The 25,707-nt window shown below is 62.1% G+C and carries 25 protein-coding genes; 19 read left to right on the top strand and 6 right to left on the bottom strand.

The genetic code is table 11. The features are described 5' to 3' along the window. The first annotated feature begins 85 nt into the window (after nt 1-85). A complete protein-coding gene (locus RGV59_RS16685) occupies nt 86-1,408 on the top strand; it encodes a hypothetical protein (protein ID WP_185833588.1) in 1,323 nt (440 codons plus the stop codon). A 27-nt stretch (nt 1,409-1,435) separates the two neighbouring features. On the opposite strand, the gene RGV59_RS16690 is transcribed toward RGV59_RS16685, so the two are convergent. Next, nucleotides 1,436-2,194 (bottom strand): IclR family transcriptional regulator, encoded by a 759-nt coding sequence (locus RGV59_RS16690; RefSeq protein WP_322247015.1) that lies wholly within the window; start codon nt 2,192-2,194, stop codon nt 1,436-1,438. 262 nt (nt 2,195-2,456) lie between these two features. Between RGV59_RS16690 and RGV59_RS16695 the strand changes: the two genes are divergently transcribed. The 9 genes from RGV59_RS16695 to RGV59_RS16735 all read left to right on the top strand — a co-directional run bounded on the left by RGV59_RS16695 (nt 2,457) and on the right by RGV59_RS16735 (nt 11,918). After that, nucleotides 2,457-3,998 carry an acetolactate synthase large subunit gene (locus RGV59_RS16695; protein WP_057004878.1) on the top strand — a complete coding sequence of 514 codons (1,542 nt, stop codon included), beginning with the start codon at nt 2,457-2,459 and terminating at the stop codon, nt 3,996-3,998. Nucleotides 3,999-4,009: 11 nt separating this feature from the next. Then, nucleotides 4,010-5,500 (top strand): aldehyde dehydrogenase family protein, encoded by a 1,491-nt coding sequence (locus RGV59_RS16700; protein ID WP_017846966.1) that lies wholly within the window; start codon nt 4,010-4,012, stop codon nt 5,498-5,500. A 26-nt stretch (nt 5,501-5,526) separates the two neighbouring features. Beyond that, nucleotides 5,527-6,321, top strand: coding sequence for an SDR family NAD(P)-dependent oxidoreductase (locus tag RGV59_RS16705; RefSeq protein ID WP_017846967.1), 795 nt, complete (start codon nt 5,527-5,529; stop codon nt 6,319-6,321). Nucleotides 6,322-6,333: 12 nt separating this feature from the next. Continuing rightward, the gene (locus RGV59_RS16710) at nt 6,334-7,374 is read left to right on the top strand and encodes a WD40/YVTN/BNR-like repeat-containing protein (protein ID WP_126585846.1); all 1,041 of its coding nucleotides are present in this window, start codon (nt 6,334-6,336) and stop codon (nt 7,372-7,374) included. An 11-nt stretch (nt 7,375-7,385) separates the two neighbouring features. Then, complete coding sequence (locus RGV59_RS16715) at nt 7,386-7,835, top strand: VOC family protein (protein WP_026140020.1); 450 nt, start codon at nt 7,386-7,388, stop codon at nt 7,833-7,835. Nucleotides 7,836-7,850: 15 nt separating this feature from the next. Then, on the top strand, nt 7,851-8,453 hold the full coding sequence (locus RGV59_RS16720) for an amino acid synthesis family protein (protein ID WP_126585847.1): 603 nt from the start codon (nt 7,851-7,853) through the stop codon (nt 8,451-8,453). Nucleotides 8,454-8,516: 63 nt separating this feature from the next. Continuing rightward, entirely contained in the window at nt 8,517-10,124 is a 1,608-nt protein-coding gene (locus tag RGV59_RS16725) for a bifunctional 3-(3-hydroxy-phenyl)propionate/3-hydroxycinnamic acid hydroxylase (RefSeq protein ID WP_017846971.1), read from the top strand. Then, nucleotides 10,121-10,900 carry a 2-keto-4-pentenoate hydratase gene (locus RGV59_RS16730; RefSeq protein ID WP_017846972.1) on the top strand — a complete coding sequence of 260 codons (780 nt, stop codon included), beginning with the start codon at nt 10,121-10,123 and terminating at the stop codon, nt 10,898-10,900. The genes RGV59_RS16725 and RGV59_RS16730 overlap by 4 nt, the downstream gene beginning before the upstream one ends. 76 nt (nt 10,901-10,976) lie before the next feature. Then, nucleotides 10,977-11,918: a helix-turn-helix domain-containing protein gene (locus RGV59_RS16735; RefSeq protein WP_017846973.1), complete on the top strand. Its 942-nt coding sequence runs from the start codon at nt 10,977-10,979 to the stop codon at nt 11,916-11,918. Nucleotides 11,919-11,925: 7 nt separating this feature from the next. On the opposite strand, the gene RGV59_RS16740 is transcribed toward RGV59_RS16735, so the two are convergent. From RGV59_RS16740 to RGV59_RS16760, 5 genes are all read right to left on the bottom strand, one after another. Further along, nucleotides 11,926-12,846 (bottom strand): ABC transporter six-transmembrane domain-containing protein, encoded by a 921-nt coding sequence (locus tag RGV59_RS16740; RefSeq protein ID WP_026140021.1) that lies wholly within the window; start codon nt 12,844-12,846, stop codon nt 11,926-11,928. Beyond that, nucleotides 12,834-13,196, bottom strand: a complete 363-nt coding sequence (locus RGV59_RS16745; protein WP_017846975.1) for a hypothetical protein — start codon at nt 13,194-13,196, stop codon at nt 12,834-12,836. Before RGV59_RS16745 ends, RGV59_RS16740 begins: the two co-directional genes overlap by 13 nt. A 293-nt stretch (nt 13,197-13,489) precedes the next feature. Next, complete coding sequence (locus RGV59_RS16750) at nt 13,490-14,593, bottom strand: ATP-binding protein (protein WP_017846976.1); 1,104 nt, start codon at nt 14,591-14,593, stop codon at nt 13,490-13,492. Then, the gene (locus tag RGV59_RS16755; RefSeq protein WP_102618303.1) at nt 14,590-15,318 is read right to left on the bottom strand and encodes a response regulator; all 729 of its coding nucleotides are present in this window, start codon (nt 15,316-15,318) and stop codon (nt 14,590-14,592) included. Before RGV59_RS16755 ends, RGV59_RS16750 begins: the two co-directional genes overlap by 4 nt. A gap of 189 nt (nt 15,319-15,507) precedes the next feature. Beyond that, the gene (locus RGV59_RS16760; RefSeq protein ID WP_026140022.1) at nt 15,508-16,335 is read right to left on the bottom strand and encodes an AraC family transcriptional regulator; all 828 of its coding nucleotides are present in this window, start codon (nt 16,333-16,335) and stop codon (nt 15,508-15,510) included. 185 nt (nt 16,336-16,520) lie between these two features. On the opposite strand from RGV59_RS16760, the gene RGV59_RS16765 reads away from it, so the two are divergent. The 9 genes from RGV59_RS16765 to RGV59_RS16805 all read left to right on the top strand — a co-directional run bounded on the left by RGV59_RS16765 (nt 16,521) and on the right by RGV59_RS16805 (nt 25,707). Continuing rightward, nucleotides 16,521-17,660: a tyramine oxidase subunit B gene (locus tag RGV59_RS16765; protein ID WP_026140023.1), complete on the top strand. Its 1,140-nt coding sequence runs from the start codon at nt 16,521-16,523 to the stop codon at nt 17,658-17,660. 31 nt (nt 17,661-17,691) lie between these two features. Next, nucleotides 17,692-18,114, top strand: coding sequence for a RidA family protein (locus RGV59_RS16770; RefSeq protein ID WP_017846980.1), 423 nt, complete (start codon nt 17,692-17,694; stop codon nt 18,112-18,114). Between the two features lie 57 nt (nt 18,115-18,171). Continuing rightward, nucleotides 18,172-19,464: an NAD(P)/FAD-dependent oxidoreductase gene (locus tag RGV59_RS16775; RefSeq protein ID WP_046483231.1), complete on the top strand. Its 1,293-nt coding sequence runs from the start codon at nt 18,172-18,174 to the stop codon at nt 19,462-19,464. 34 nt (nt 19,465-19,498) lie between these two features. Next, nucleotides 19,499-20,347, top strand: a complete 849-nt coding sequence (locus tag RGV59_RS16780) for an alpha/beta fold hydrolase (protein WP_017846982.1) — start codon at nt 19,499-19,501, stop codon at nt 20,345-20,347. A gap of 221 nt (nt 20,348-20,568) precedes the next feature. After that, nucleotides 20,569-22,704: a TonB-dependent siderophore receptor gene (locus RGV59_RS16785; protein WP_126585848.1), complete on the top strand. Its 2,136-nt coding sequence runs from the start codon at nt 20,569-20,571 to the stop codon at nt 22,702-22,704. A 251-nt stretch (nt 22,705-22,955) separates the two neighbouring features. Further along, on the top strand, nt 22,956-23,315 hold the full coding sequence (locus tag RGV59_RS16790; protein ID WP_017846984.1) for a response regulator: 360 nt from the start codon (nt 22,956-22,958) through the stop codon (nt 23,313-23,315). Continuing rightward, nucleotides 23,315-23,926: a chemotaxis protein CheC gene (locus tag RGV59_RS16795; protein WP_017846985.1), complete on the top strand. Its 612-nt coding sequence runs from the start codon at nt 23,315-23,317 to the stop codon at nt 23,924-23,926. Before RGV59_RS16790 ends, RGV59_RS16795 begins: the two co-directional genes overlap by 1 nt. Nucleotides 23,927-23,938: 12 nt before the next feature. Beyond that, nucleotides 23,939-25,267: an ATP-binding protein gene (locus tag RGV59_RS16800; RefSeq protein ID WP_017846986.1), complete on the top strand. Its 1,329-nt coding sequence runs from the start codon at nt 23,939-23,941 to the stop codon at nt 25,265-25,267. Between the two features lie 2 nt (nt 25,268-25,269). Beyond that, nucleotides 25,270-25,707 (top strand): response regulator, encoded by a 438-nt coding sequence (locus RGV59_RS16805; RefSeq protein WP_017846987.1) that lies wholly within the window; start codon nt 25,270-25,272, stop codon nt 25,705-25,707.

A 25,707-nucleotide genomic window follows, 5' to 3' on the forward strand; every position in this document is an offset into this window, starting at 1 on the left:
TGCGAGCCTGGCGCAGCGCGGCTGCGCCAGTGTTATGCGAATACCTAAGACAGCCTTTGAAGGCGCACCTCAAGGAGTTTCAACCATGCGGTATCCATCCCCTCCCTTTCGCCGCGGCACCCTGGCTGCCACATTGGCGCTTTGCGCCGTCGGCCAGGCCCAGGCCTATGAGATTTACAGCGACGAGAGCCGACATCTCAACGCCGATATGACCGCCGTATTCGGTCAGTTCAACAGTCGCAAAAACTATAACGGCACCCCGGGCGGTTCGACCTGGCGCGAAGGTTTCATCAAATACGGCTTGAGCGGCGACCAGGCCCTGGCGGGCAAAGGCACGGCTTATGGCGCGTTCTCGCTGGTCAGTTCCGCGACCTGGGGCGACGGTGATCCGGCCGGCAATACCCTCGGCACCGAACGCACCACGAAAATTGAAGACGCTTACCTCGGCTGGCGTTCCGGCGACCTGTTTCCGGCACTGGGCAAGGACGGTGTGGATATTTCCGGTGGGCGCCAGGTGGTCAAGCTCGGTCGTGGTTTCCTGATCAACGACGATGGGCCGAACCTGGGCAAGGGCCCGGCGGATGGTGCGCTGAACCGTGGCGGGGCCTTTTACCTGGCGGCGCGGCATGCCTTCGATCAAACCGCGGTCCTGCGCCTGGGCGGGCAGGATGGCGTGCATGGCAGCGTGTTGTGGCTCAAGTCCGACAACCGCGCCCAGGCTGAAACCGAACTGGCCGCCGGCACCCTGGATTACACCGCCAAGCCTGGCACCCTGGGGTTGACCTGGGTGCATGGCATCGATGTGAACGAGCGCTGGGCCAGTGATTTTCAGCGCCAGCGCAAAGGCATGAATGTCTACAGCGTGCGCGGCGAAGGCGATGCCGGGCTGCCGAACGTCAGCCTGGCATTCGAGTATGCCTGGCAGGACAAAGACACCGGGCCTGAAAAAGCCTGGTACGGCGAAGCCGGCTACACCTTTGCCGACATCGCCTGGGCGCCGAAAGTCACCTATCGCTATACCCGTTATTCGCAGAAGTGGGATTCGCTGTTTACCGGGCTCAGCACGGGTTACGGCACCTGGTTCCAGGGCGAGGTGGCCTCCAACTATGCCGGCCCGTTCAACAGCAACACCGGTATCCATCACGTCGGTCTCAAGGCAACGCCATTGGAGAACCTGACGGTCGGCGCGCTGTACTTCGACTTCGATACGCTGCGCAAAAGCAATGCGCTGAACCTCGATGCGCGGGAGCTGGACGTCTACGTCGAGTGGGCCGTCAACCCGCACCTGATCGTCACGCCGCTGATCGGCCTCTACAAGCCGAAGCAGGACTCCACCAGCGGCGGCAACCAGACGGTCGGCAATGGCACCAACCTGTACAGCCAACTCACGGTCGCCGTGCCGTTCTGAGGTTGACGGCCGTCGCGTTCCTGACCCTCAGGGCGCGGGGGCGCTCGGTGGGTTGCGCATGTTTTCGGCAATTCGCCGTGTGGTGTCCATCACCATTTCGATCACGGTTTCCTGACGCAGCAGCTTGAAGCTCTGGCTGCTGCCGACGGCGGACAGACTGCCGACCACCTCGTCCATATCCGGCCGGATGATGGGCGCGGCGATGCCGGTCAGGCCCAGGTTGAGTTCGTCGTGGGTCAGGCAGTAGCCGTCCTTGCGGATCTTTTTCGCCGCCTTGGAGAAGCTGGCCCAGTCGTATGGGCTGTCCGGGTCGTTGGCCATGTGTTCTTCGAACAGGCGTTGCAAGCGTCGACCTTTCTGAAAGGCGATCAGCACCTTGGATTGCGCGCCGCGAAAAAACGGCAGCGGGTGTCCGCGGCCAAAGGAGAAGTGGTAGGTGTCGCTGGGTTCGGCGATGTAGGTGTTGATGATGCGCCCGTCATAAAAAACGCTGGCGAACACGGCCAGGCCGGTCTGGGCGGACAGTTCGTGCATCAGCTCGCGCCCGGTGAGGAGGATGGGGTCGTACTGGCGCATCATCCAGTCCAGTTCGATCACGCGCGGCCCCAGGCCGTAGCTGCCGGCATCCACGCGGGTCAGCAGGCCGGCGTCACACAGGTCCTTGACGTAGCGATACACGGTGGCGCGCGACAGGCCCATGCGCTCGGCGATGGTGTCCGGATCGATCTTCAACGTCTGCGGACCGAACAGGTCCAGGACACTCAACAACTTGCTCAGACTGCTCATTTCGTTCCTAGAAAAGGGGATGGCACGCGGGTGAGCACTATAGGCACGCCCGCCCGCGCTGAAAAGACGGCCGACCCGATGGGGGGCCGTCACGCCACACTATCGCAGTTAAGCGAAAAAGCAATCGTCGCCGCACTTTTCATAACCGATTAATTGGCATTTATCTCATAAGTAGAGACAAATGGTAAAAAACAGCTTGTTTGATGTGATTTTGTATGTGATAAATCTCATCAAAGAAAATGCTCAAGCGAGAGGGCTGATAATGAATGGTGCGCAACTGATAGTGAATGCGGCAGCGGCAAGCGGTATCGAGTACTGCTTCGCCAACCCGGGAACCACGGAGATCCCGCTGGTGGCGGCCATGGCCAGCGCGCCCGCCCTCAAGCCGGTGTTGTCGTTGTTCGAAGGCGTCTGTACCGGAGCAGCGGACGGTTACGGCCGCGTCGCCGGCAAGCCCGCGATGACGCTGACTCACCTGGGCCCGGGGTTTGCCAATGGCATCGCCAACCTGCACAACGCGCGGCGCGCCAACACGCCTATCGTCAATGTGATCGGTGACCACGCCTCATGGCACGTCAACTACGACCCGCCCCTGGCCAGCGATATCCAGGCCCTGGCCGGCACCGTGTCCGGCTGGGTTCGCACGTCGCGCACCGCCTCGGCGATCGGTGAGGACCTGCAGGAAGCCGTGCGTGCCGCCTGGCAAGCCAAGGGCCAGATCGCCAGCCTGATCCTGCCGATGGACCTGCAAGCCGCCGCGGTGACGCACAACGGTGTGTTCACGCGGATGCAGGCGCCGATCCGCCGCTTTGCCGGCGACCGTATCGAAGCGGTGGCGCAGGCCTTGCGTGATGGTCAGCGGCTGGTCTTCATCGTCGGTGATCAAGGCTTGTCGGTTGCCGGCCTGGAAGCGGCAGGGCGGCTGGCGCAATTGCCCGGCGTGCGGCTGTTCGCCGAAACCTTTCCCCGGCTCAGCTACCGGGGCGGCGGTCTGCCGGACCTGGACCGCCTGCCGTACTTCCCGGAAGTGGCCATCGAGATCCTCGAGCAGTACGACAAGGTGGTGTGCGCCGGTGTCCCGGAACCCATCAGTTACTTCGGCTACGAAGGCATTCCGTCGCGGCTGGCCGAGCGTGAGCGCTTGCTGTCGCTGGCCGAAGTCGGCGACGACGTGGCCGGGGCGTTGACCGCGCTGGCCGACGCGCTGAATGCACCGGCTTATGTGCCGACCCCGCGGGGGATCGAGCTGCCGCCAGGCGAGGCCGCGTTGACGCCGCAGTCGGTCGGCCAAGTGTTGGCCGCAGCGCTGCCGGACGACTGCATTGTCTCGGTCGAAGGGGGCACCTGCGGCTATCCGTTTTTCACCGCCTCCGCCAGCGCGGCGCGGCACCGTGTGCTGACCAACACCGGCGGCGCGATTGGCCAGGGCATTCCGGTCGGGTTCGGCGCCGCGCTGGCGGAGCCCGGTACCCGGGTGTTTTGCCTGCAATCGGACGGCAGCGCGCAGTACACCATTCAAACCCTGTGGAGCATCGCCCGCGAGCAATTGCCGGTGGTGATCCTGATCGCCGCCAACCACCGCTACGCGATCCTGCAGAACGAACTGCGCCGTTTCGGCATGACCGAACTCGACCCGCAAGCCCTCAGCCTGACCGTGCTGGACCGTCCGCGGATCGACTGGAAAGCCCTGGCCACCGGCTACGGCGTGCCGGCCCGTACCGTACACACCAATGCCGAACTGCAACGGGCGCTGGCCAATGCCGCCGCCGATGCGGGCCCTTGCCTGATCGAAATGGCACTGTGAAGGAGTCGATGATGAATCAGCTTGACGTGTTACCCGCCGTCCAGGCGTTCCTGTCTCAACCCGGCCGTCTGTTCATCGGCGGTACCTGGCAAGACGCGGCCAGCGGTCGCCGGTTCGCGGTGGAAAACCCGGCCACCGAAGAAACACTCACGGAAGTCGCGCGCAGCGACGAGCGCGATGTGGATGCGGCCGTAGCCGCCGCCCGCGCCGCATTCACGGGGGCTTGGGCGCAGCAGTCACCGGCCCAGCGCGGCGTGTTGCTGTTTCGCCTGGCGGACTTGCTCGACCAGCACCGCGAAGAGCTGGCGCAGCTGATCACCCTGGAAAACGGCAAGCCGATTGCCAACGCACGCGGCGAGGCGGCCAGCGCGGCCAGCATCCTTCGTTACTTCGCCGGTTGGCCGACCAAGATCGAAGGCAGCACGCTGCCGGTGTCGCCGGCCAGTGGCGCACCGATGCTCAACTACACGTTGCGCGAGCCGGTGGGCGTCTGCGCCTTGATCGTGCCGTGGAACTTCCCGCTGAACATGTGCGTGTGGAAGCTCGGCCCGGCGCTGGCCACCGGCTGTGTGGCGGTGCTCAAGCCCGCCGAGCAGACGCCGCTGGTGGCGATCCGGCTGGTGCAGTTGATCGAGGCGGCGGGCTTCCCGCCGGGTGTGGTCAACCTGATCACCGGCCTGGGCGCCGAGACCGGCGCACCGCTGGCGCAGCATCCTGACGTGGACAAGATCGCCTTCACCGGCTCGACCCAGGTCGGGCGGCTGATCGCCCAGGCGGCCACCGGCAACATGAAGAAGGTCTCGCTGGAGCTGGGCGGCAAATCACCGAACATCATCTTGCCCGACGCCGACATCGTGCGCGCCGCCAAGGGCGCCGCCGATGGGATTTTCTACAACCAGGGCCAGGTGTGTACGGCGGCATCGCGTCTGTACGTACACGCCAGCGTGCTGGATCAGGTGCTCGAAGAATTGCAGCGCCACGCTGCTGCCCATGTCCTCGGCAACGGCCTGGACCCGGCCAACAGCATGGGCCCGCTGGTGTCCGCGCGGCAGCTGGATACGGTCAAGGGCTACCTGCAGCGCGGCCAGGAGGAGGGCGCCGAACTGATTTGCGGCGGCGGCCGCCCCGAGCACCTGGAACGCGGGCACTTCATCCAGCCGAGCGTGTTCCTCGACCGTGCCGAGCGTGCCTGCGTGGCCCGCGAAGAGATCTTCGGCCCGGTGCTCACCGTCATGAGCTGGACCGACGTCGATGACCTGGTGTTGCGCGCCAACGACTCGCCCTATGGCCTGGCCGCCGGCCTGTGGACCCGCGACTTGCGCTCGGCGCACCGCCTGGCGGCGCAGCTCCAGGCCGGTTCGGTGTGGATCAACTGTTGGAACGTGGTCGATGCGGCTTCGCCGTTCGGCGGCTACAAGCAATCCGGCTGGGGCCGGGAAATGGGCAAGAACGTTATCGACGCCTACACCGAGACCAAAAGTGTGTTTGTCGATCTCGGCTGAACAGAATAATCACAAGAGGAACTGCTATGGATCTGGAATTGAAAGGCCGCGTGGCAATCGTCACCGGAGGTGGCATGGGCATCGGCAAGGAAGTTGCGCGCTTTCTGTCCGAAGAAGGCTGCAAGGTGGTGATCTGTGCGCGGCGCATGGCGTTTCTCCAGCTGGCCGCCGAAGAGATCAGCGCGCAGACCGGCAACGAAGTACTGCCGCTGTTCTGCGACACCAACGATATGTCGGCCGTGTCGGAAATGGTCGCCGCCGCGCACAAGCACTTCGGCCGCATCGACATCCTGGTCAACGGTGCCGCGGCGCCGTCGGGCGTGGTGCGCAATGACATCGAGCATGCCGGCGACGACGAGTTGCTGTCGGACCTCAACACCAAAGTGATCGGCTACTTCCGCTGTGCCAAGGCCGTGACCCCGCACATGAAGGCGGGCGGTTTCGGTCGCATCATCAACATCGGCGGCCTCACCGGGCGCAGCAGCAAAGTCCTCTCGGGGATGCGCAACCTGGCGATCGCGCACATGACCAAAACCCTCTCCGACCAGTTGGGTGCGTTCGGCATCACGGTCAACCTGATCCACCCGGGCGTGGTCGACACCCCGCACATCCGCGAGCTGTACGAGCGCGAAGGGATCAAGCAGGGCAAGACCCCGGAGCAGGTCGAGCAGGGCTACATCGACGCAACGCCGATTCGCCGCACGCTGGCGCCCATTGAAATGGGTTGGCTGATCGGCTTCCTGGCGTCCCCCAAGGCTGGCGCGGTGACCGGTGAATCCATCGGCATCGACGGCGGCCTGACCCGTGGCATCTTCATCTGAGGAGTAACTGCGATGAGTAACGGAACCCTATTAGTCGCCACCGTCGGCCAGGCCGTGATCCGTAGCGCCGACGACGGCCGCAGTTGGCATCGTCTCGGCCTCGGGCAGGATCTGGAGTTCGATGCGATCACCCGTTCGCTGAGCTTTCACCCCGGCACGCCGGACGTGATTTATGCCGGCACCGACATTGGTTTGTGCGTCAGCCACGACACCGGCGGCCATTGGCTGCAGGTCGACACGCCGTTCAACGGGCAGACCGTATGGAAGGTGGCGGTCGACCCGCAGGATGCTCTGCGGATATTCGTCGGCACCGGTGCGCCTTCGCGCGCCGAGCTGTGGCGCACCCTGGACGGCGGCCTGAGCTGGGATCGCGCGCCGGTGGAAATCCCGGAGTTCTGTGACGGCGTCAGTCGTCCACGGTTGCTGGCCTTCGCCTACGACCCCACCGACCGCAACCAGGTGTGGTTCGGCCTCGAGGAGGGCGGGCTGTTCCATTCGCGTAACGGCGGCGAAAGCTGGATGCGCGTCGATGATCGGCTGCTGTGGGACTTCAACTCGGACATTCACAACATCCTGGTCCTGCCCAATCACGGTGAGAAAGTCATCGTGGTGGTTTGCGTCAATGCGGTTTACCGCAGCCTCGATGAAGGGCTGACCTGGACCGGCATCGTCGCCCGCGAAGCGTTTGGCCTGTATTACGCGCGCGCCATGAGTGCGCCATTGGGCACGCAGGATACGCTGTACCTGAGCATCTCCGACGGCACGCCGGGCACCACCAGCAAGATCCTGGTCTCCCATGATGCCGCGCTCAGTTGGCAGGTGTTGCCGCTGCCGCAACAGCCCAATTCCTGTGTGTGGGCTATCGCTTTCAACCCGGCGAACCCTCGGCAAATCGTCGCGGGTACCAAGTACGGCCATTTGTTCACCTCCGAGAACGGCGGTGACGGCTGGCAGAAGCAGTGGCGCGAATTCAGTGAGATCGCTGACGTGCTGTGGACCCCCGCCGTGGCGCAGATCAAGGCGGGGCATCAATCCATCGTCAAGAAAAACTGAGGTAGTGCGCGATGAAAGTCGAAGTCCTTCGTACTCACTTATCGCTATGGGTGAGTGATCCAGATGTGTCAGCACGTTGGTACGCCGACATCCTGGGTATGCACGAAAGTGCCCGTGGCGAGAGCTGGGTGATGATGGCGTTTGGCACCAAGCACCACGACATTGCGTTGATTCGTGCCGAACCCGGCGCCCATCAGGGCGGGTTGGGGTTGCAGCACTACGGATTGGAAATCGCCGGCGACATGACCACCCTGCGCCAGCTCTACGGCATGTTGCTGAGCAAAGGCGTCGAGGTGGTGAAAATCACCGATCACGAAATCGGCCATGGCGTGTATTTCCACGATCCGGATTGTAATCGCATGGAATTCTTTCTCGAGACCGAGCACGACGATGCACTTGGCAAGGCCCGCTTCAAGGCCGCCGGCGCGCCGAGCCGGAACTTTAAACTCGACCCACTTTGAATAGAGGCAACTCTGATGAAAACCGCGAATTTCGCCAGCTATCACATCCGCAAATGGTACAGCTTCATTGAAGAAACCCTGGCCAACGAAACCGGCCAGTTGGCCGATGGCGAACCTGTGTACAAGTACGCCATCGCCGCAGTGATTGCCAACCCCTATGCCGGCCGCTTCAGCCAGACGCTGGATGCATTGGTGGACGACTCGCCGTTGCTGGGTGAAGAGTTCGGCCGGCGCATCAACGCACTGGCCGGCGAGCACGAGATTGTCAGCTACGGCAAGGCGATCCTGGTGGGCAGCGCGGGCGAGTACGAGCACGGCAACGCGTTCCTGACCAACCCTGCCGCCGATCCGATCCGCGTCGCGCTGGGCGGTGGCAAGTCGTGGGTGCCGTCCACCGGCAAACGTGGCGGTCCGGGTTCGACCATCGATGTGCCATTGGCCCACAAGGATGCGCTGTATGTGCGCTCCCATTACGACAGCATGTCGCTGATGTTCGGTGACGGTCCTTCGCCGGACGAGATCGTTGTGATCTGGGCCTTCGCCACGCGCGGACGCCTGCATGCACGGCTCGGCGGTTTGCAGGCGGCGGATGTGCAAGGTCTCGACGGGCTGCACTGAGCCCGGGCGCAAGGCCTTGCGTGGCATTCGATCAACACCACAACAAGAAAGCGGTGACTAGCGATGAAGCAGGACAAAACCCAGGTGGTCATTGTCGGCGGCGGCCCGAACGGGATCACCGCCGCACACTATATGGGGATGTACGGTATCGACTGCGTCGTCCTTGAACTGGCCGACGGCATCCTGCCTTATCCCCGCGCAGTCGGCATGGACGACGAAGCGCTGCGCGTGCTGCAGGGGATCGGCATTGCCGAGCTGGCCGCACGTGACATGATCTGCGATGTACCGCTGCGCTATTACAACGCGCGTGGCGTGTGTTTCGCCGAGGTCAAGCCGAGCGTCGCGCAGTACGGTTGGCCGATGCGGAACATCTTCATGCAGCAATTGCTCGAAGGCACCCTGCGCGAACATCTCGTGCAGCACGCCAGCGTCCAATTGCGCCAGGGCCATGAACTGCTCGAACTGGAGCAGGACGAGCAGGGCGTGACCTTGCAGGTGCGCGATGCCCACGGCGAGCTCTACCAATTGCAGGCGGACTATGTGATTGGCGCCGACGGCGGGCGCTCCACCGTGCGCAAACAGTTGGGCGTCGAACTGCTCGGGCTCACGCATCCGCGCAAATGGGTGGTGGTCGATACGGCCAACGACACCCTGGATGCGCCGTACACCGCCCTGCATGCCGATCCGCAACGGCCCTTCGTGTGCATCTACTTGCCTTATCAGCAGCGGCGCTGGGAGTTCATGCTGCTGGAGGGCGAAGACGAAGCGAAAATGTGCGACGAGGCGACGATTCGTGAACTGATCCGCGGCCATATCGGCGCGGCCGTGGATCAGTTGAACATCATCCGGATCCGCGCTTACACCCACCACTCCCGCGTTGCAGCGCGGTTTGTCCAGGGGCGGGTCGCGCTGGTCGGCGATGCGGCGCATATTTCGCCGCCCTGGGCCGGGCAGGGCCTCAATTCCGGCCTGCGCGACGTGGCCAACGTGGCCTGGAAACTGGCGGCGATCATTCAGGGCCGCGCGGCGCCGTCGATCCTCGCCAGCTACGACCAGGAACGCCGCGGCCACGCCACCGAGCTGGTGGCGCTGGCCGACAACATGGGCGCCGTGCTGGGGTTGACCAACCCGCTGATGGCCGGCGTGCGCGACTGGCTGTTCCAGGCGGTCAACAGTGTCGACAACCTGCGCTCGCACCTCTTGGAATTCAAGTTCAAACCCAAGGCCACCATCACCCAAGGCCTGGTCTATCACGAGCGTGCCGAGCTGCGCGAAGACGATCTGGTCGGGCAACTGTTCGTGCAGCCTTACATCGAAGATGCCCAGGGCCAACGTCGGCGCCTCGACGACATGCTGGGCAACTCGTATGCCGTGCTGGGGTACCGCACCAATCCCCGGGCGCCACTGAGCGAGGACATGGCCGCGTATTGGGCGCGTTGGAACACGCGCTTTATCCAGGTCAACCGTTCGCGCAGCGGCGTGGGGCGCAACCAGCCGCTGACGGCGATGGACGCGATCAGTGTGGAGGACGTGGATAACCGACTGGCCGAGTGGTTCTCCAAGGTGCGCGACTGCATCGTCGTGGTGCGTCCGGACCGCTTTGTCGCGGCCATTACCACCCCAGAGCGGCTTGACGGTGTATTGCGCAAGCTGGCGGAGCAACTGTCATGAGCACGCCCGACGATGTACTCGGCCAACTGCGCCAAGCGAGGCTCAGCGCTCATGCCATAGCGCCTTTGGCACCGCAGGCGCTGGACCGGCAGCAAGGCTACGCGTTGTTGCGCCAGACCCTGGAGCGACGCGTGGCCGCCGGGGAGAAACCGAGCGGCTGGAAGGTCGCCTTCGCCGGCCGCGCCGCGCAAGCACGCTTTGCTCTCGACGAACCGGTGTACGGCGGCCTCACGGAGGCGATGCAGGTTGAGCCGGGGAGTGCGGTGCCATTGGCGCGGCTGATCCAGCCCAAGCTGGAGGTCGAACTGGCGTTCGTCTTCGGGCACGCGCTGGCGCCGGGGGACTACCGCGACCAGGACATTCTGACGGCCATCGCCGAGGTGGCGCCCGCGTTCGAAATCGCCGACTGCCGATGGCAAGGCTGGCGTTTCGGGCTTGGCGCCTTCCTCGCCGATAACGCGGCGGCGGGGCTTTACTGTGTGGGGCCGAGGTCGCCGTTCGAGCCGCAACAGCATGCCTGCGTGCCCTATCGTCTGGAGCACGAAGGGGTTCACCTGGGCAGCGGCGATACGCAGGCTCGGGAAGACAACCCCCTGTTCAATCTGTGCTGGTTGGTGCGCCGGCTCCTGGCGGACGGTCACCGTATCGAGGCTGGGCAGGTGGTGCTGTCGGGCGCGTTGCTGGCACCGATCGATATACAGCCGGGAACCTATCGTCTGCAGATGCTTGGCACGGAACTGGCTTTGATTTTCCGGGCGGACACTGTGCCCGTGTGAATGCCAGCTGCCGTCAGGGATGACTGAGCCCCCTTCAGGCCAATGACCAGACACAGGCCGCCGAGGAACGACGAATATGCTCGCTGAAGTCCGAACCTTCAATGATCCTCAACAGCACGCCGGCTCGATCCAGGGCTGGCAGCAGATCTACGACCAACTGGGCCGTGGCTGCCTCACCAGTGAACTGCGCCAGTTGTCCTGCGATCGCTTCCAGATCTTCCAGGAGGTGCTGGACAAGCGTGTGGTGCAGCATGGTTCCTCGCCCAAAGGCCGGTTGTGCGCCGCCATGTCATTGGGCAGCGCACCGGTGGTGCAAGGGCAGCAAGTGGACGCGCAGAGCGTGGTGCTGTTGCGCGATTCAGAGGAGTTCGTATTGCATGCCCCGGAAGGCACGCATTTTTTCGCGATCAACGTCGACGCGGTACGCTTTGCCAAACTGGCGGCTTTCGAATTATCCGGCGAGCAGCTTAAACGCCTGACCACTGTGTCTCAGCTGCGTGTGGATGAGGCGTTACTGCTGCGTATACACCAGCGTATTCACCCGTTGTTTCGTCACCTTTTGGAACATACCGACGCGATCAGCGCCGTCTCGGAAAAGATCCTGGAAGATGAGCTGCTCGGCACCTTCCTGGACCTGTTCACCCATGCCAGCGACGAGGTGCGTTGCCGGCGCGGCAATTTCGCCGTCAGTGCCTACCTGGTCCGGCGTTGCCAGGAGTTGATCGTTGCCAGTGGCGATACCCCGTTGAGCATCCTCGATCTGTGCGAGCAATTGCGTGTCAGCCGCAGGACCCTGCAGAACAGTTTTCAGGCGGTGACTGGCCTGCGCCCGGTCGAGTACCTGCGCAATCTGCGCCTCAACGCGGTCCGGCGGCGGTTGATCGCGACCGCGGCCAGCGAGAAAAACGTCGGTGAGGTCGCCGTGGCCATGGGCTTTTTTCACCTGAGTCACTTCGCGGCGCATTACCGCGAATTGTTTGGCGAGTCGCCCTCGGAAACGCGCAGGGCCGAGCGCTGATGCGCGATCAGTCCGCCGCCTCGCCAAGCCCTGGGTTCACGCGCTTGCCGATGTCCTTGAGCCGCGCCAGTTGGTCGATCATCGCGGGGGCTTCATCCAGGCAACTGACGAAGGTCCACAGGTAAGTCATCACCGCATAGATATGCCCGGCTTTTACGGCCGGCGACAATGCCAGTTGCGTGATAGCAACCACAAACAGCAGCGCCGCCAGAATGCCAATGGACAGGAAGGCGATGGCCTCACGGTCCGACAAGCGGATCCGCAGTCGCGACAGCAGGCGATAATGACGGTGCAGGGTATGCGCGCCGACGGCTTCCACCATGCCGATTTCCTTTTCCAGGCGATTGTTCAAGCGCTCATGCAAGCGCTGGTTACGCCGGGCGAAGCCGGGCATCACGGTGACGCACAGCAGCAGCGCGAGCAGGCATGCCACGCCAACCCAAGGCTCGATCACCAGCAACATGCCGGCCGCGCCAATGATCGAGACCAGCGCGGTGGCGATGATCGGCACGTGCTTCTCGAAAAAGTCGACGAAGTCCCGCGCCAGCACCACCCGCGCCGCCGCCTTGGACGTGCTCTGGCGTTCCAGGCGCTGATTGAGGATCACCGGCACCGCAAGATCGGCGTAGATGCGCGTAAAGGTGCGCGTATCCAGCGCGCGCCGCGCCGCCCCCACCACCCAGAACCCCAGCACCACGCCGGCATAGAGCAATGCGCTGGCGGCATCGCCACGGATGATCGAGTCCACGGCAAACCCGGCAAACAGCGGGTAGGCGAGCAGCAGTGCATTTTCCAGCGCCACCAGCGACAAGGTCGCAAACAGCTTGCCGGGGTAGGCCCTGGCAATGGCCTTGAGGGTTTGGCTGGCGGATTGCTGACCGAGCTTTTTGCTTTCTTCGAGCACAATCCTAGGGGTTACGGACGGCATGGGCCACCTGTCGAGCGCATCATGGGAGGATAGATACCGCGGGCGACGCCGAGCAGATAGCGCGCCTCCTCGGTCATCAATAACAAATTGATCTGCACTTCTTCGATAACGATTTCCATGGCGATCAATATGCAAATGGCCGGCGCTGTAATCAGCCAGTGACAATAAGACTGTGTGATCAACGACGCGCACACACCAATCAACCACAACGCCAATACGCAATGCGGCGCGTACTTCTGCAGGGGAATCCAGAAGCGCTGCAACTTTCGCAGTTTGAGTGTGTAGAGCGTCAGTGACGCTTCCAGCTGTTTCGAGTCAACAAGGGGGCGAGCGGAATGCAGAGTCGGCATAACAGTTGTCCGCGTAAAACATTGAACGTCATTTGCCAGGTGTTGCTTCATTGTCCCGGCGCCCGTGGCCTGGAAGGGTTTGATTGAACCAGGCAAGATTGATTGCTGTGATTTCGACCCATTCGCCCTGAGTTGGCATCCTTTCGCAGCTCTTGAACGCGATACAACATCCTTGTGAGTTCAGTAAGGCAAAGTGGCGATATTTCGTGGCTCTATTAACTATAAAAATAGAGAGGCGCATGCCATCACCTTTGTCGGTTTGAATATTCAAGCGAGTTTGGCGTTATATGCAGTTACACCTCAGTAGACTCCGTGTCGGTATCCAGGCTCTGCGTTGTTGTTGGCCAACTGAGTTCAAACACGGTGCCGCCATTAATCGATGTCCGACAGCTCACCGTGCCGCCATGGGCGATGGCAATCGCGCGCACCACGGCCAGGCCCAGCCCACTGCCTCCCTGGGCACGGGAGCGAGAACTTTCGCCGCGCTGGAACGCATCGAAAATATACGTCGCGAAAGCGTCGTCCACCCCCGGCCCCTCATCCGTGACTCTCAGGAAGTTGCGCGAGTGTTGGCTGCCGAGTTGCACCCAGACGTTGCCCGGCGTCGCATGCCGGCGGATGTTGTCCAGCAGCGCCAGCAACGCCTGGCGAATCCGCGCGCGGTCACAGCGTATCGGCCCCTTGAGCAGGTCCAGGTGCAGCACGAAGCCGGCGCTGCGCAGGCTCGATTCGAACAACCGTGCTTCGGCTTCCAGGTCGGTGGCCAGGTCGGCGTAGTCGGGTTCGAGCTTGAGGTAGCCGCTGTCTCCCAGGCCAACCACGCGCAGGTCTTCAACCAGGCGCGTCAACCCTTCCACTTGCGTCAGCAGGCTGTAGAACTGCGCGGTGTCCGGCTCGAACACACCTTCGGCCAGCCCCTGCAGGCGGCCGCGCAAGATGGTCAGCGGCGTGCGCAACTCATGGGCGATCGCTGCGTTCCAGAACGCCTGTTCTTCGGCCATGCGTTTCAATCGGTTGGCCATGCTGTTGAAGTCATCCACTAATAAGGCGGCTTCGCCCAAGGATTGATCCGGCGCCACTGCGCGGGCATCCAGGTCGCCATCGGCCAGCCTGCGCAGGCTGGCCGCCACCGAGTTCAAGGGCATCAGAATGCGCCGGGACAACTTGATCGCCGCTGCGACGCCGACACCCAGGCTGACGCAGGTGATCAGGCTCATCCAGGCCCACTCCATGCCGCTGGGCAGCCACTCATCCATTTCCGCGTCGCTCAGCGGAGCAAACGACCACAGCAGCCCATAAAAGACATAGGTCCCGACAATCGCCAGGGTTATCACACACAGGACCACGGCCGACATCGACAGGATAATCTGCCGACTCAAGCTGTTGGCGCCTTTCATGGCAGGCTCCCGAACCGGTAGCCGACCCCGCGGATACTGGCCGGTACGCCTTGCAGTCCGAGGTCCTCGATTTTCCTGCGTAATTTGCTGATATGGCTGTCGACCGTGCGCTCCAGGCTGTCGCTCTCGGGCGAGCAGAGGGCCAGCAACTCGGCGCGGCTGAACACGCGTCGGGGCGCCTTTGCCAATTGCGCGAGCAACTTGAATTCGGTCACGGTCAGGTTCAATGGGTGTTTCTGCCCGTCGATGCTGACGCTCACGTCATGGTTGTCGATGTCGATTTCGAAGGCGTCCACGCGCAGCACGCTGCGCCCCGTCAAATAGCCATTGTCGACGCAGCGGCGCAGCACCGCCTGGGTTCTGGCCACGACCTCGGCCGGGTTGAACGGCTTGACGATGTAATCGTCGGCGCCAATACGCAGCCCCATGAGTTTGTCCACGTCCTGGTCCTGTGCGGTCAGCATGATGACCGGCGTGTTGCCGCGGTGACGAACCTCCGCCAGTACCATCCAGCCATCCAGTTTCGGCATCAGTACATCGAGCAGCACCAGGTCGGGCTTGAGCGTTTGGTGCAGTTCGAGTGCGCGACGGCCATCCTGCGCATGCGCGGTTTGAAAGCCGGCGCGTTTGAGATAGGCCGTGAGGATGTCGGCGATTTCCGGTTCGTCTTCGGCGATCAGGATCAGTGCCTGATTAGCGGTTGATGTAACGAGTGATTCGGTCATGTTCTGCTCGGTCGATGTGCCCTGTGCTGCCGGACAATGCTGCAACGGCGCGCGGTTTTCTGGCAACGGGTTGGATGATGCACGGCAAGCATGCACTTTCAGCGTAGGCTTTATGGAGAAATGATGGAGACGCAGGTTTATTTTTCGTCGCGCGGGGGAGGGGGGTGAACGCTGCCTGATGCGGCGCGTTCAGGCGAAGCTGATGCGGTCGCTGTAGGCGTTCTGCACAATTTTGCGCTGGTAGTCACAGGGTGTCGTACTGACCAGCTTCTTGAAGTCGCGCAGGAAGTGTGACTGATCGGAGAAGCCCAGGTCCAGCGCCAGTTCCGAGAAGGATACATCGTGCTGGGTGTTCAATGTTTCCAGGGCCGCCTGGCAGCGAATGATGCGACAAAAGATCTTCGGCGACATGCCGGTGTCCTGGCTGAACTGGCGATGGATGGTGCGGCTGGTGTAGCCGCTGAGGTCTTCAAGCTGCTGAATGCGCAGGTCACCGCGATGCACCAGGGCCTGTTGAATCACCATCGCCGTCAGTTTCGAGGTCCTGCCCATCAGGCGCGGGGCCAGGTAGTCATTGAACAGCCTCATCTGCTCTTCCAGCCGTGGGGTTTGCACGATGTTCTCGAACATGCGCTGGGCAAACCCCGAGACCTTGAGCAGATCCAGCTCCTGTTCGGTCAGGTCCGCGGCCAGCACATTGATGAAGCCTGGAATGACCCCCGGTGAAAAGCGCACGCCAAAGTAGTGATGATGCTGGTGCAGCTCGACGCGCTGCGCCTCCAGCGGTGTGCCGCAGATCCGCACGGTGGGACGTGTGGCATCGCAGTCGAAAACGATGTCCACGCAGCCATCCGGCACCGCCAGCACGTCGGTCGATTGGGCGACATCGAAGGCATAGAAATGCGAGATCGCCGGGTGTTCGGAAGGCATCACCGAATACCGCGATGAGTTGAGTACGAACCAGGGCTGTTCGTAGGCGGTTGGGTGCCGCGGCCTCGGCGCACACAGGTTGACCATGACGGAACCTTCGATTGGCAATATGCGCGAATATTCAGGCATTTATCGCGCCAACTCAGGTGCCCGCGGCAAGCGCCGATGTCCGAAATTTACAATACCGCCGATAAGCCCAGCCCGATACTCGGACTCGACAGCGTGGGAGCCGCGCCTACCGCAGCGATATCACCTTCAGCCCGAGAATAATTATGTCCACGACTACAAAAATAGACTTCATCTACCTGTCCGAGCAGGACATGATCCGCGCTGGCGTCACCGACATGCTTGCCTGTGTCGACACCATGGAAGAGATGTTCGGCCTGCTGTATATCGGCGACTACCGCATGGCGGGCCCGAACAACGATTCCCACGGCGCGATGGTGATCTTCCCCAAGGAATCACCGTTCCCGAACATGCCCAAACCCACCGCTGACCGACGCATGATGGCGATGCCGGCCTACCTGGGCGGCAACTTCTGCACCGCCGGCGTGAAGTGGTACGGCTCCAATATCGCCAACCGCGACAAAGGCCTGCCGCGCTCGATCCTGATGTTCACGCTCAACGACCCCGACACGGGCGCACCGCTGGCGCACATGTCGGCCAACCTGCTGTCGGCGTATCGCACCGGCGCGATTCCCGGCGTGGGCGCGCGCCACCTGGCCCGCAAGGATGCCAAAGTCGTCGGCCTGCTGGGCCCGGGGGTGATGGGCAAGACCACGCTGGCCGCTTTCATCGCGGTGTGCCCGCAGATCGATACTTTGAAGATCAAGGGACGCGGCGAGAAAAGCCTCAACGATTTTATTGCCTGGGTAAAGCAAACCTACCCACAGGTGACCACGATAAAAGTCGTCGACACCCTCGAAGATGTGGTCCGCGACGCCGACCTTGTTACTTATTGTAGCTCCGGTGAGGTCGGCGACCCCTCGAACTACCCAATCGTTAAGCGTGAGTGGGTCAAACCGGGCGCCTTCATGGCGATGCCGGCGTCCTGCTCCCTGGATGAAGGCATGGAGAGCTCCGAGGTGCGCAAGGTGCTGGATAACACCGGCCTCTATGAAGCCTGGTTCGAAGAGTTGCCCAAGCCCGCGCACCACTGCGTGCCGGTGATCGGTGTGCGGTTCATGGACATGATCGCCGAAGGCAAGATGCAGCGCGACGAGCTCGAAGACATCGGCAAGATCGTTGCCGGCGATGCCCAGGGCCGCCGGAACGATGAAGAGATCATCATCATGTCGGTGGGCGGCATGCCCGTGGAAGACGTGGCCTGGGGCACGGTGGTGTACCGCAATGCCATCGCAAAAGGCATCGGCGTGAAACTGAATCTGTGGGAAACCCCCGCGTTGCGCTAAGCCACCCTTATCCATCTGAAGAGGCAACGACATGACCAAAATCATCAAGCTCAAGACCGGTTCCCCGTTTGAAGACCAAGCCAGCTATTCACGCCTGGTGGTGGTGGACAACTGGATCTATGTCTCCAATACCGCAGGCCGCAACCCGCAAACCAAGTTGATCCCCGAGGACATCCTCGAACAGACGCATCAGGTATTCGCCAACATCGAAACGGCCCTCGCCGCCGTCGACGCCAGCCTGGCCGATGTGGTGTGCTCGCGGGTATTCATCCAGGACCCCAAGGACGTTCCGGCGGTCATGGGCCTGATCGGCGAGAAGTTTCGCGGTGTCGATCCGGCCAGTACCGTGACCTGCCCGCCGTTGGGCTCGACGGTCTACAAGGTGGAACTGGAAGTGACGGCCTATCGCAACGCCTCCAAGGCGCAGGTCGAAGTCATCCGCCTGTCGCAATGACCGCTACGCGGCCGTGCGCTTGCGCGGCCGACCTCAATCGCTCACAGAGTCTTGATCATGGCCCCGACTATAGCGCCCGTGAACACGTCAACTACGTTCCCCTTCGCGACGTCCGTCGTCATCATTGGCGGCGGGATCATCGGCTTGACGGCTGCGCTGACATTGGCCGAACGCAATATCGCGGTGGTGGTGCTGGAAAAAGGCCGTATCGCCGGCGAGCAGTCCTCACGCAACCTCGGCTGGGTGCGCAAGACCAGCCGGCACGCCGCCGATATCCCCTTGGCCCTCGCCGCAGATCGCTTGTGGGCACAGATGCCTGAGCGGGTCGGCGCCGACGTCGGGTATCGGCAAGAGGGCATCATGTTCCTGGGCCGCAACGAGGCGCAGATGGCGATGCATGAAAGCTGGCTGAAATCGGTCGAACATCTGTCCCTCGACTCGCGGTTGCTGAGCCAGCGCGAGATCGCGCAACGGGTGCCGGGCGGCGTGGCTGACTGGGCCGGCGGTATCTTTACGCCGTCTGATGCGCGGGCCGAGCCGACCCTGGCCAGCAGTGCGATCGCCAAGGCGGCCATGGCCAAGGGCGTGGTGATCATCGAGCAGTGTGCGGTGCGTACACTGCAGATGTCCGCCGGTAAGGTCAGTGGGGTGGTCACTGAAAAGGGTGAGATTCGCTGCGATCAGGTATTGCTGGCCGGGGGGATGTGGTCGCGGCGCTTTTTGGGCAACCTCGGCGTGGCGTTGCCGACCTTGGCCTTGACCTGTTCGGTGCTGCGCACACATCCGATGGACGGGCCTACGGAAATCGCCGTGGGCGCGCCGGACTTTTCCTTTCGCAAGCATAAGGACGGCGGTTTCATCATTACCCAACGCGGCAAATTGGACGCCTACCTGACCCTCGATCACCTGTTGCTCGCCAAGCAATACATGCCGCAGTTTCGCGCGCAGCGCAGCGTGTTGAACGTGTCGCTGGGCAAGTATTTCTTTAACGACCTGGCGCTGGCCCGGCGTTGGTCGGCCGACAGTATCAGCCCGTTCGAACGGGTACGGGTGCAGGACCCGGCCGCCAACCCGCGGCTCAACAACGATGCGATGAACAACCTCAAGGCCGCCTGGCCGGTATTCGAGCAGGCGCGGATCGCCCAGGCCTGGGCGGGCACCATCGACGTGACGCCGGACTCGAACCCGGTGATTGGGCCGGTCGCGCAAATTCCCGGGTTGACCGTCGCCACCGGTTTCTCGGGGCACGGTTTCGGTACCTCGCCGGCGGCCGGCCATCTGGCGGCGGATATCGTCAGCGGGCATACCCCGATCATCGATCCGAGCCCGTATCGTTTCGATCGTTTCTAAGCCGGCCCAAGCCCAGCCTTCATGGAGCACAACGATGTCGCCTGCCAGCTGTTTTTTTACTAATCGCACAGGCTTGCGCCTGCATTTTCTGCAATGGGGCGAGCCGAGCGGCGTGCCTCTGGTTCTGCTGCACGGCTTGCGGGCCTATGCGCAGACCTGGGAGTCGCTGGTGCAGGCGTTGGGCCCCGGTTACTGCGTTTACGCCCTGGACCAGCGCGGTCGTGGGCTGAGCGATTGGGCCACGCCGAGCAGCTACCACACGCAATCTTATGTGGAGGATGTGGAGGACTTCGTCGCCCACCTCGGTTTGCAACGCTTCGTGTTGCTGGGGCATTCGCTGGGTGGCGCCAATGCCCTTGAATATGCACGGCAAAACCCAGGGCGTTTGCACGGGCTGATCATCGAAGACATCGGTCCCGGCTCCTCGAGCCAGGGCGACGGCGCGGCGCGTATTCGCCGTGAAATGAGCCAGACGCCGTTGCACTTCGACAGCTGGGCGAGCGCCCGCGCTTTCTGGCAGGCGTCGCGCCCGGGCTTGTCGGAGCAGGGCCTTGCTTCCAGGCTGGCGCATTCGATGAAAGAGCACGAAGGGCTGATCAGTTGGCGGCACGATCAGCAAGGCATCGCCGAGGCGCGCCTGAGCATCGAGCCGACCGACCTGTGGCCGGCGGTGCGGGCCTTGGACTGCCCGACCCTGTTCATTCGTGGCGGGCGTTCGGACTTCCTGCCCACCGCGACGCTGCAGGCGATGCGTGACAGCAATCGGCAGGTGCAGACGGTGGAAGTCGCGCACGCCAGTCACTATGTCCACGACGATCAGGGCGAGACGTTCAACCGGCTGGTCGCTGACTTTCTCGCCAGCCTCACGACTCCGAGCCCATGAAGGCAAGCGCCAGCACTGCCGTGGCAGGCGGCCATGGCAAAAGCGAACCACTCTAACGAGTGGTTTTTTTTGCCTGGATTTTTACGCGGTTGATACAAAGCTGATACGCGAAAAACAGTTAATGAGAATTCATGTCATGCGCGAATGGTTTGGTATATCATGCGCCGCGAATTCTTGGCAGGTTTGCCTGCGCGTCGGCTCATCCATGAGGTCCAACATCCATGCGTCACACCCTGATTTCCCTCTGCGTGCTTCAGGCGTTTACTCCTTTTGCCTGGGCGCAGGTTGCCGCCTCTGAACAAAGCAGCCTCGAGTTGCAGGCGACCACGGTCACCGGCGAAATGGACTACGAGACGGCTCAAGGGCCGGTCAAGGGCTACCGCGCAACACGTTCAGCCAGTGCGACCCGTACCGACACTTCGATTCATGAAACGCCGCAGTCCATCAGCGTAGTGCCCAAGGACGTGGTCGAGGACATTGGTGCGACTCGCCTGCAGGAAGCCCTGGACTACGCGGGCGGCGTCGGCCGGGCGAACAACTTCGGCGGGCAAGGGCTTACCAGCTTCACCGTGCGGGGCTTTACCACTGCCGAGTTCTACCGCAACGGTTTCCCGATCAACCGCGGCTACCCGAGCATGCCCGACGCCAACAGCATCGAGCGCCTTGAAGTGCTGCGCGGGCCGGCGACCATGCTGTATGGCCGTGGCGATCCCGGTGGTACCTTCAACGTGGTGTCCAAGCAGCCGCTGGCCGAGCCCACGGTCACGCTGGGTAGCCAATTGAATGATCAGGGCATGAAGCGCGGCACCCTCGATGCGTCCGGCCCGCTGGATGAGCAAGGCGCGCTGGCCTATCGTCTGAACGTGGTGGGCGAGGGCGGCGACACCTTCCGCGACCATGTCTCGAGCGAACGCTACGGCGTGACCCCGGTGTTGACCTGGCAGGCCAATGACGCCACCAAGGTGATCTTCGAAGGCGACTTCATGCGTAACAATCGCCCGCTGGATCGCGGCCTGACACGCTTCGCCAACCAGCGTGGGACGCCGTCCCGTGACACCTTCTGGGGTGAGAAGTACGCCGGCGACCTGCACAACGATAACAACATGGCCCAGTTGCGCTTCGAACATCTGCTCAACGACAACTGGACCCTGGGCGGTGGTTTCCAGTGGCTGGACGGGACGATGAAGGGCAATGGTGTCGAGGCCAACGGCGCGACCAGCCTGGATGCCGATGGCCGCACACTTCAGCGCAACTTCAACTACCGCAAGCTGGAATGGACTGACAAGGACTACCAACTCAACCTGACCGGGCACTTTTCCACCGGCGGCTTTGCGCACACCTTGCTCACTGGCATCGAATACGAAGACTACGACTACAAGTCGATCATCCAGCGTTCCAGCGGCGTGGCGGGGACCTTTCCGATCGATATCTACAACCCGGTCTACGGCCAGCCTCGTCCGGCGCTGACCCGCACGCCGACGCACGATAAAGAAAACCTCAAGACCTATGCGGCCTTCGTTCAGGACCAGGTGGCACTGACCGAGCGCTTGAGAGTCCTCGCCGGTGCGCGCTTCGAGCGCTTCGAGCACGATTACGAGTCCTACGTACCCGGTGTCAGAAGCTGGAACGCCGCCGACAACGCCGTCACCCCGCGCGTCGGCGTGATGTATGACCTCACCGACACCGTCGCGCTCTACGCGGATGCCGCGCGCTCGTTCAAGCCCAACACCGGCGCCAGTCGTCAGGGCGGCGGGTTCGATCCGGAGAAGGGCAAGTCCTACGAGATGGGCGTGAAGTGGGAAGCGCTTGACCGACAGCTGAGCGTCGATGCGGCGATCTACCAGATCGAGAAGAAAAATGTCCAGGGTCTCGACCCCTTTAACTCCGACTTCAATGTCGCGACGGGCCAGGTCCGCAGCCGCGGCTTTGATCTGAACGTGGCCGGCAACCTGACGCCCGAGTGGCGAATGATCGGCGGCTATGCCTATGTGGATGCCGCCGTCACCAAGGACACCACTGTCCGTACCGGAACGCGTTTGGCCAACATTCCGCGCAATAGCTTCAGCCTGCTCAACGTGTATGAGTTCCAGGATGGCGCGCTCAAAGGCTTGGGCCTCGGCGCCGGTGGCAAATACGTGGCCGAGCGTGCCGGGCAGACGGCCAACAACACGTTCGCGATGGACGCTTACACGGTCGTCGACCTGCTCGGTTACTACAAGGTCAACGAAAAGGTCAGGCTCAACCTGGACGTGAAAAACCTGTTCAATCGCGAGTACGAAGAGGGCTCGTTCTTGAACTTCTACGCCTACCCTGGCGAGCCGCGCACGGTGCAAGTGGGTATTTCCTACACTCTGTAGCGCGGTCAGCGCCCGGCGCGATGTGCCTCGTCGGTTGATCCGGTGGTATGCCGGGCGAAGGTCACGCAGCCACACTTTTTGGCGGCCTGTAGGGAAACCCCTACAGGCTCCGAAAATCCCTCGCGCAATATCAGGATTGGATGATGGCTCTTTGCTAGATGTCGGGTTAGAGTGATTAAAAGGTTCTTGCGAATCTTCGTTTCTGCGACCCCTCCCGAGGCTGCAGGACACTTCATAATGTGGAGTGCATCATGAAAGTCCTAATCGCTGATGACTCATCCATGTCCCGCAAGCTGGTCTTGCGTTCCCTGCCAGAATCACTGACCGAAGATGTTCGCCAGGCCTGTAACGGTGCCGAGGTGATGGAGGCGTATCACGCCGGTTTGGTGGACCTGCTTTTTCTCGACCTGACCATGCCGGTCATGGATGGCTTCCAGACCCTTGAGGCGCTCAAGCGCGAGGATGCGAATGTGGTTGTCGTGGTGATCAGCGCCGACATCCAGCCGCTGGCCAGGCAGCGCGTATCCGATCTGGGCGCTGCTGCATTCGTCGCCAAGCCGGTTACGGCGCAAGCTGTACTCAATGCCTTGCACGTCATAGGGGTACTTTGATGGAAACCTTGGCCGCGCTAACCGAAGACCAACGTGATGCCTTGCAGGAATTGATGAACATTGCCATGGGGCAGGCCGCTGAACGACTGGCCCGGCTGACCAACACCATGGTTACGCTTTCGGTTCCTTTCATTCACCCTCTGATCCGGGAGCAGGACAACCTGTTGATTCCGGACCATCTTCGTCGAAGCTCCATGATCGTCACCCGCCAGTCGTTCCTGGGGGAGTTACGCGGAGAGGTGTTCGTTTGCTTTGGTTCCATGGGGGCCGACAAGCTCGCCGAATTGCTCGGCTATAGCGATGGCGGCCCTGCGCAGCAGGAAGAACTGATGCTGGATGTCACCAACATCCTGTCCGGCGCCTGCATCAGTGGCCTGGCCAAGCAGGTGGCGATACAAGTGAGTTATGACGCGCCGTCGATTCTGGTCCACAGAGAAGAGTCCACGAACGCACTGGATGAATTGAACCTGAACGAACACCTGGCGATGGTGTTGGAAATCCGTTTCGAGGTGCAGGCTCATCAATTCTCCTGCGACCTGCTGATCTGTATCACCGAACGTACAGCAGGCGTTGTGGTCCGGGCCATCGATCGCTTGCTCTATGAGCTTTGAAGGGGCGTCTTCATGACAGACAACAAGGCAATTTCCCGGGAAACCCTTGAGTCGATGCTCAAGGCCATCAACATGGGCGTGCTGCTGGTCGACCATGACTGCAAAGTGCTGTTCTCCAACCACTTCATGTCCATCAACAGCGGCCGCAGCGCCGAAGAGCTCGTCGGTCGCACGCTGTTCGAAGTGTTTCCGGAGCTGCCCGAGGTCTGGACCCGGCAGAAGATCAACAGCGTCGTCACGCTGCAGAACTTTGCGTTCACCTCCTGGCAGCAACGGCCGCACCTGTTCAACTTCGAAAGCACCCGGCCGATCAGTGGCTTGGTCGGGCACATGTATCAGAACTGCACCTTCTTCCCGGTGCAGGACGCCGATGGCGGCAGTCTGGGGGTGGGCCTGGCGATAAGCGATACGACCGACACCGCTGCCCGCCAACTCGAACTGACGCACCTCAACGAGTTGCTGGAGGAGGAAAAGAGCGCCCAGGCGCTGCTGATCGCACGGCTCGAGGAGGCTCAGGCGCAGTTGCTGCAGTCCGAGAAAATGGCTGCGATTGGCCAGCTTGCGGCGGGCGTGGCCCACGAGATCAATAACCCGATCGGCTTTGTGTGCTCCAACGTCAACAGCCTGCGGCGTTACCTGGTGGATCTTTTCGCATTGCTCGACGCCTACGAACAGGCCAGTGACGAAAAACATGCGCAGGCTCATCCTGAGCTTGCGGCCATGCGGGACAAGGCGGATTACGACTTCATGCGGCAGGACATCGACGAGCTGATCGTCGAGTCGGTCGAGGGGCTGGACCGGGTCACTCGTATCGTCAAGGACCTGCGCGAGTTCTCCCATGTCGACAGTTACGAATGGCAGTTGGCCGATCTGCACAAGGGGCTGGATAGCACCCTCAACGTTATCTGGAACGAGATCAAGTTCAAGGCTCAGGTGATCAAGCGCTACGGCGATATCGAGCCTATCGAGTGCATGGGCTCGCAGATCAATCAGGTGTTCTTGAATCTGCTCATCAATGCGAGCCATGCCGTGGGCGTTGATGGCGAAATCATCATCAACAGTGGCAGGGAAGACGGCGGTGTGTTCGTCGAGGTCGTCGACAACGGTCACGGCATCCCGCTGGACATCCAGAACCGGATATTCGAACCGTTCTTCACCACCAAGCCGGTAGGCATGGGCTCGGGCCTGGGCCTGTCGCTGTCGTACAGCATCATCGTCAAGCACCATGGAAGGCTCACCGTCGAAAGTGAACCGGGCCGGGGCAGTTGCTTCCGCGCGTGGCTCCCGTTACGTCAGCCCCAGGTACAGGCCCACGCTACCTCTGCCGTTGAAGGATGCTGAGCATGAACACCACCGAGTTGAGCGAAAAACGCTACACCGTCATGCTGGTGGACGACGAAGAAAGTATCCTCAACAGCCTGCGCCGCTTGCTGCGTGGCAAGCCTTACGATTTGCTGCTGGCCACCAGTGGCGCGCAGGCGCTGAGCCTTTTCGAACTGCACCCCATAGACCTGATCGTCTGCGACGCGCGCATGCCGTTCATGGACGGCCCAACCCTGCTCCGTGAGGTGCATAAGCGCGATCCGCACTGCATGAATATCCTGCTGACCGGTTATGCCGACATGAGCATGATCACGCAGGCACTCAGCGATGGGTACATTTTTCGCTACATCAGCAAACCCTGGAAGGATGAAGAGCTTCAGCTCACCCTCGATGAGGCTTTGGAAATGCAATGTGTGCTGCGTGAACGTGACAACCCGAAGAAGCTCATCAGCGAATAG

Source organism: Pseudomonas sp. FG1 (assembly GCF_034313875.1).
Classification (GTDB): Bacteria; Pseudomonadota; Gammaproteobacteria; order Pseudomonadales; family Pseudomonadaceae; genus Aquipseudomonas; species Aquipseudomonas veronii.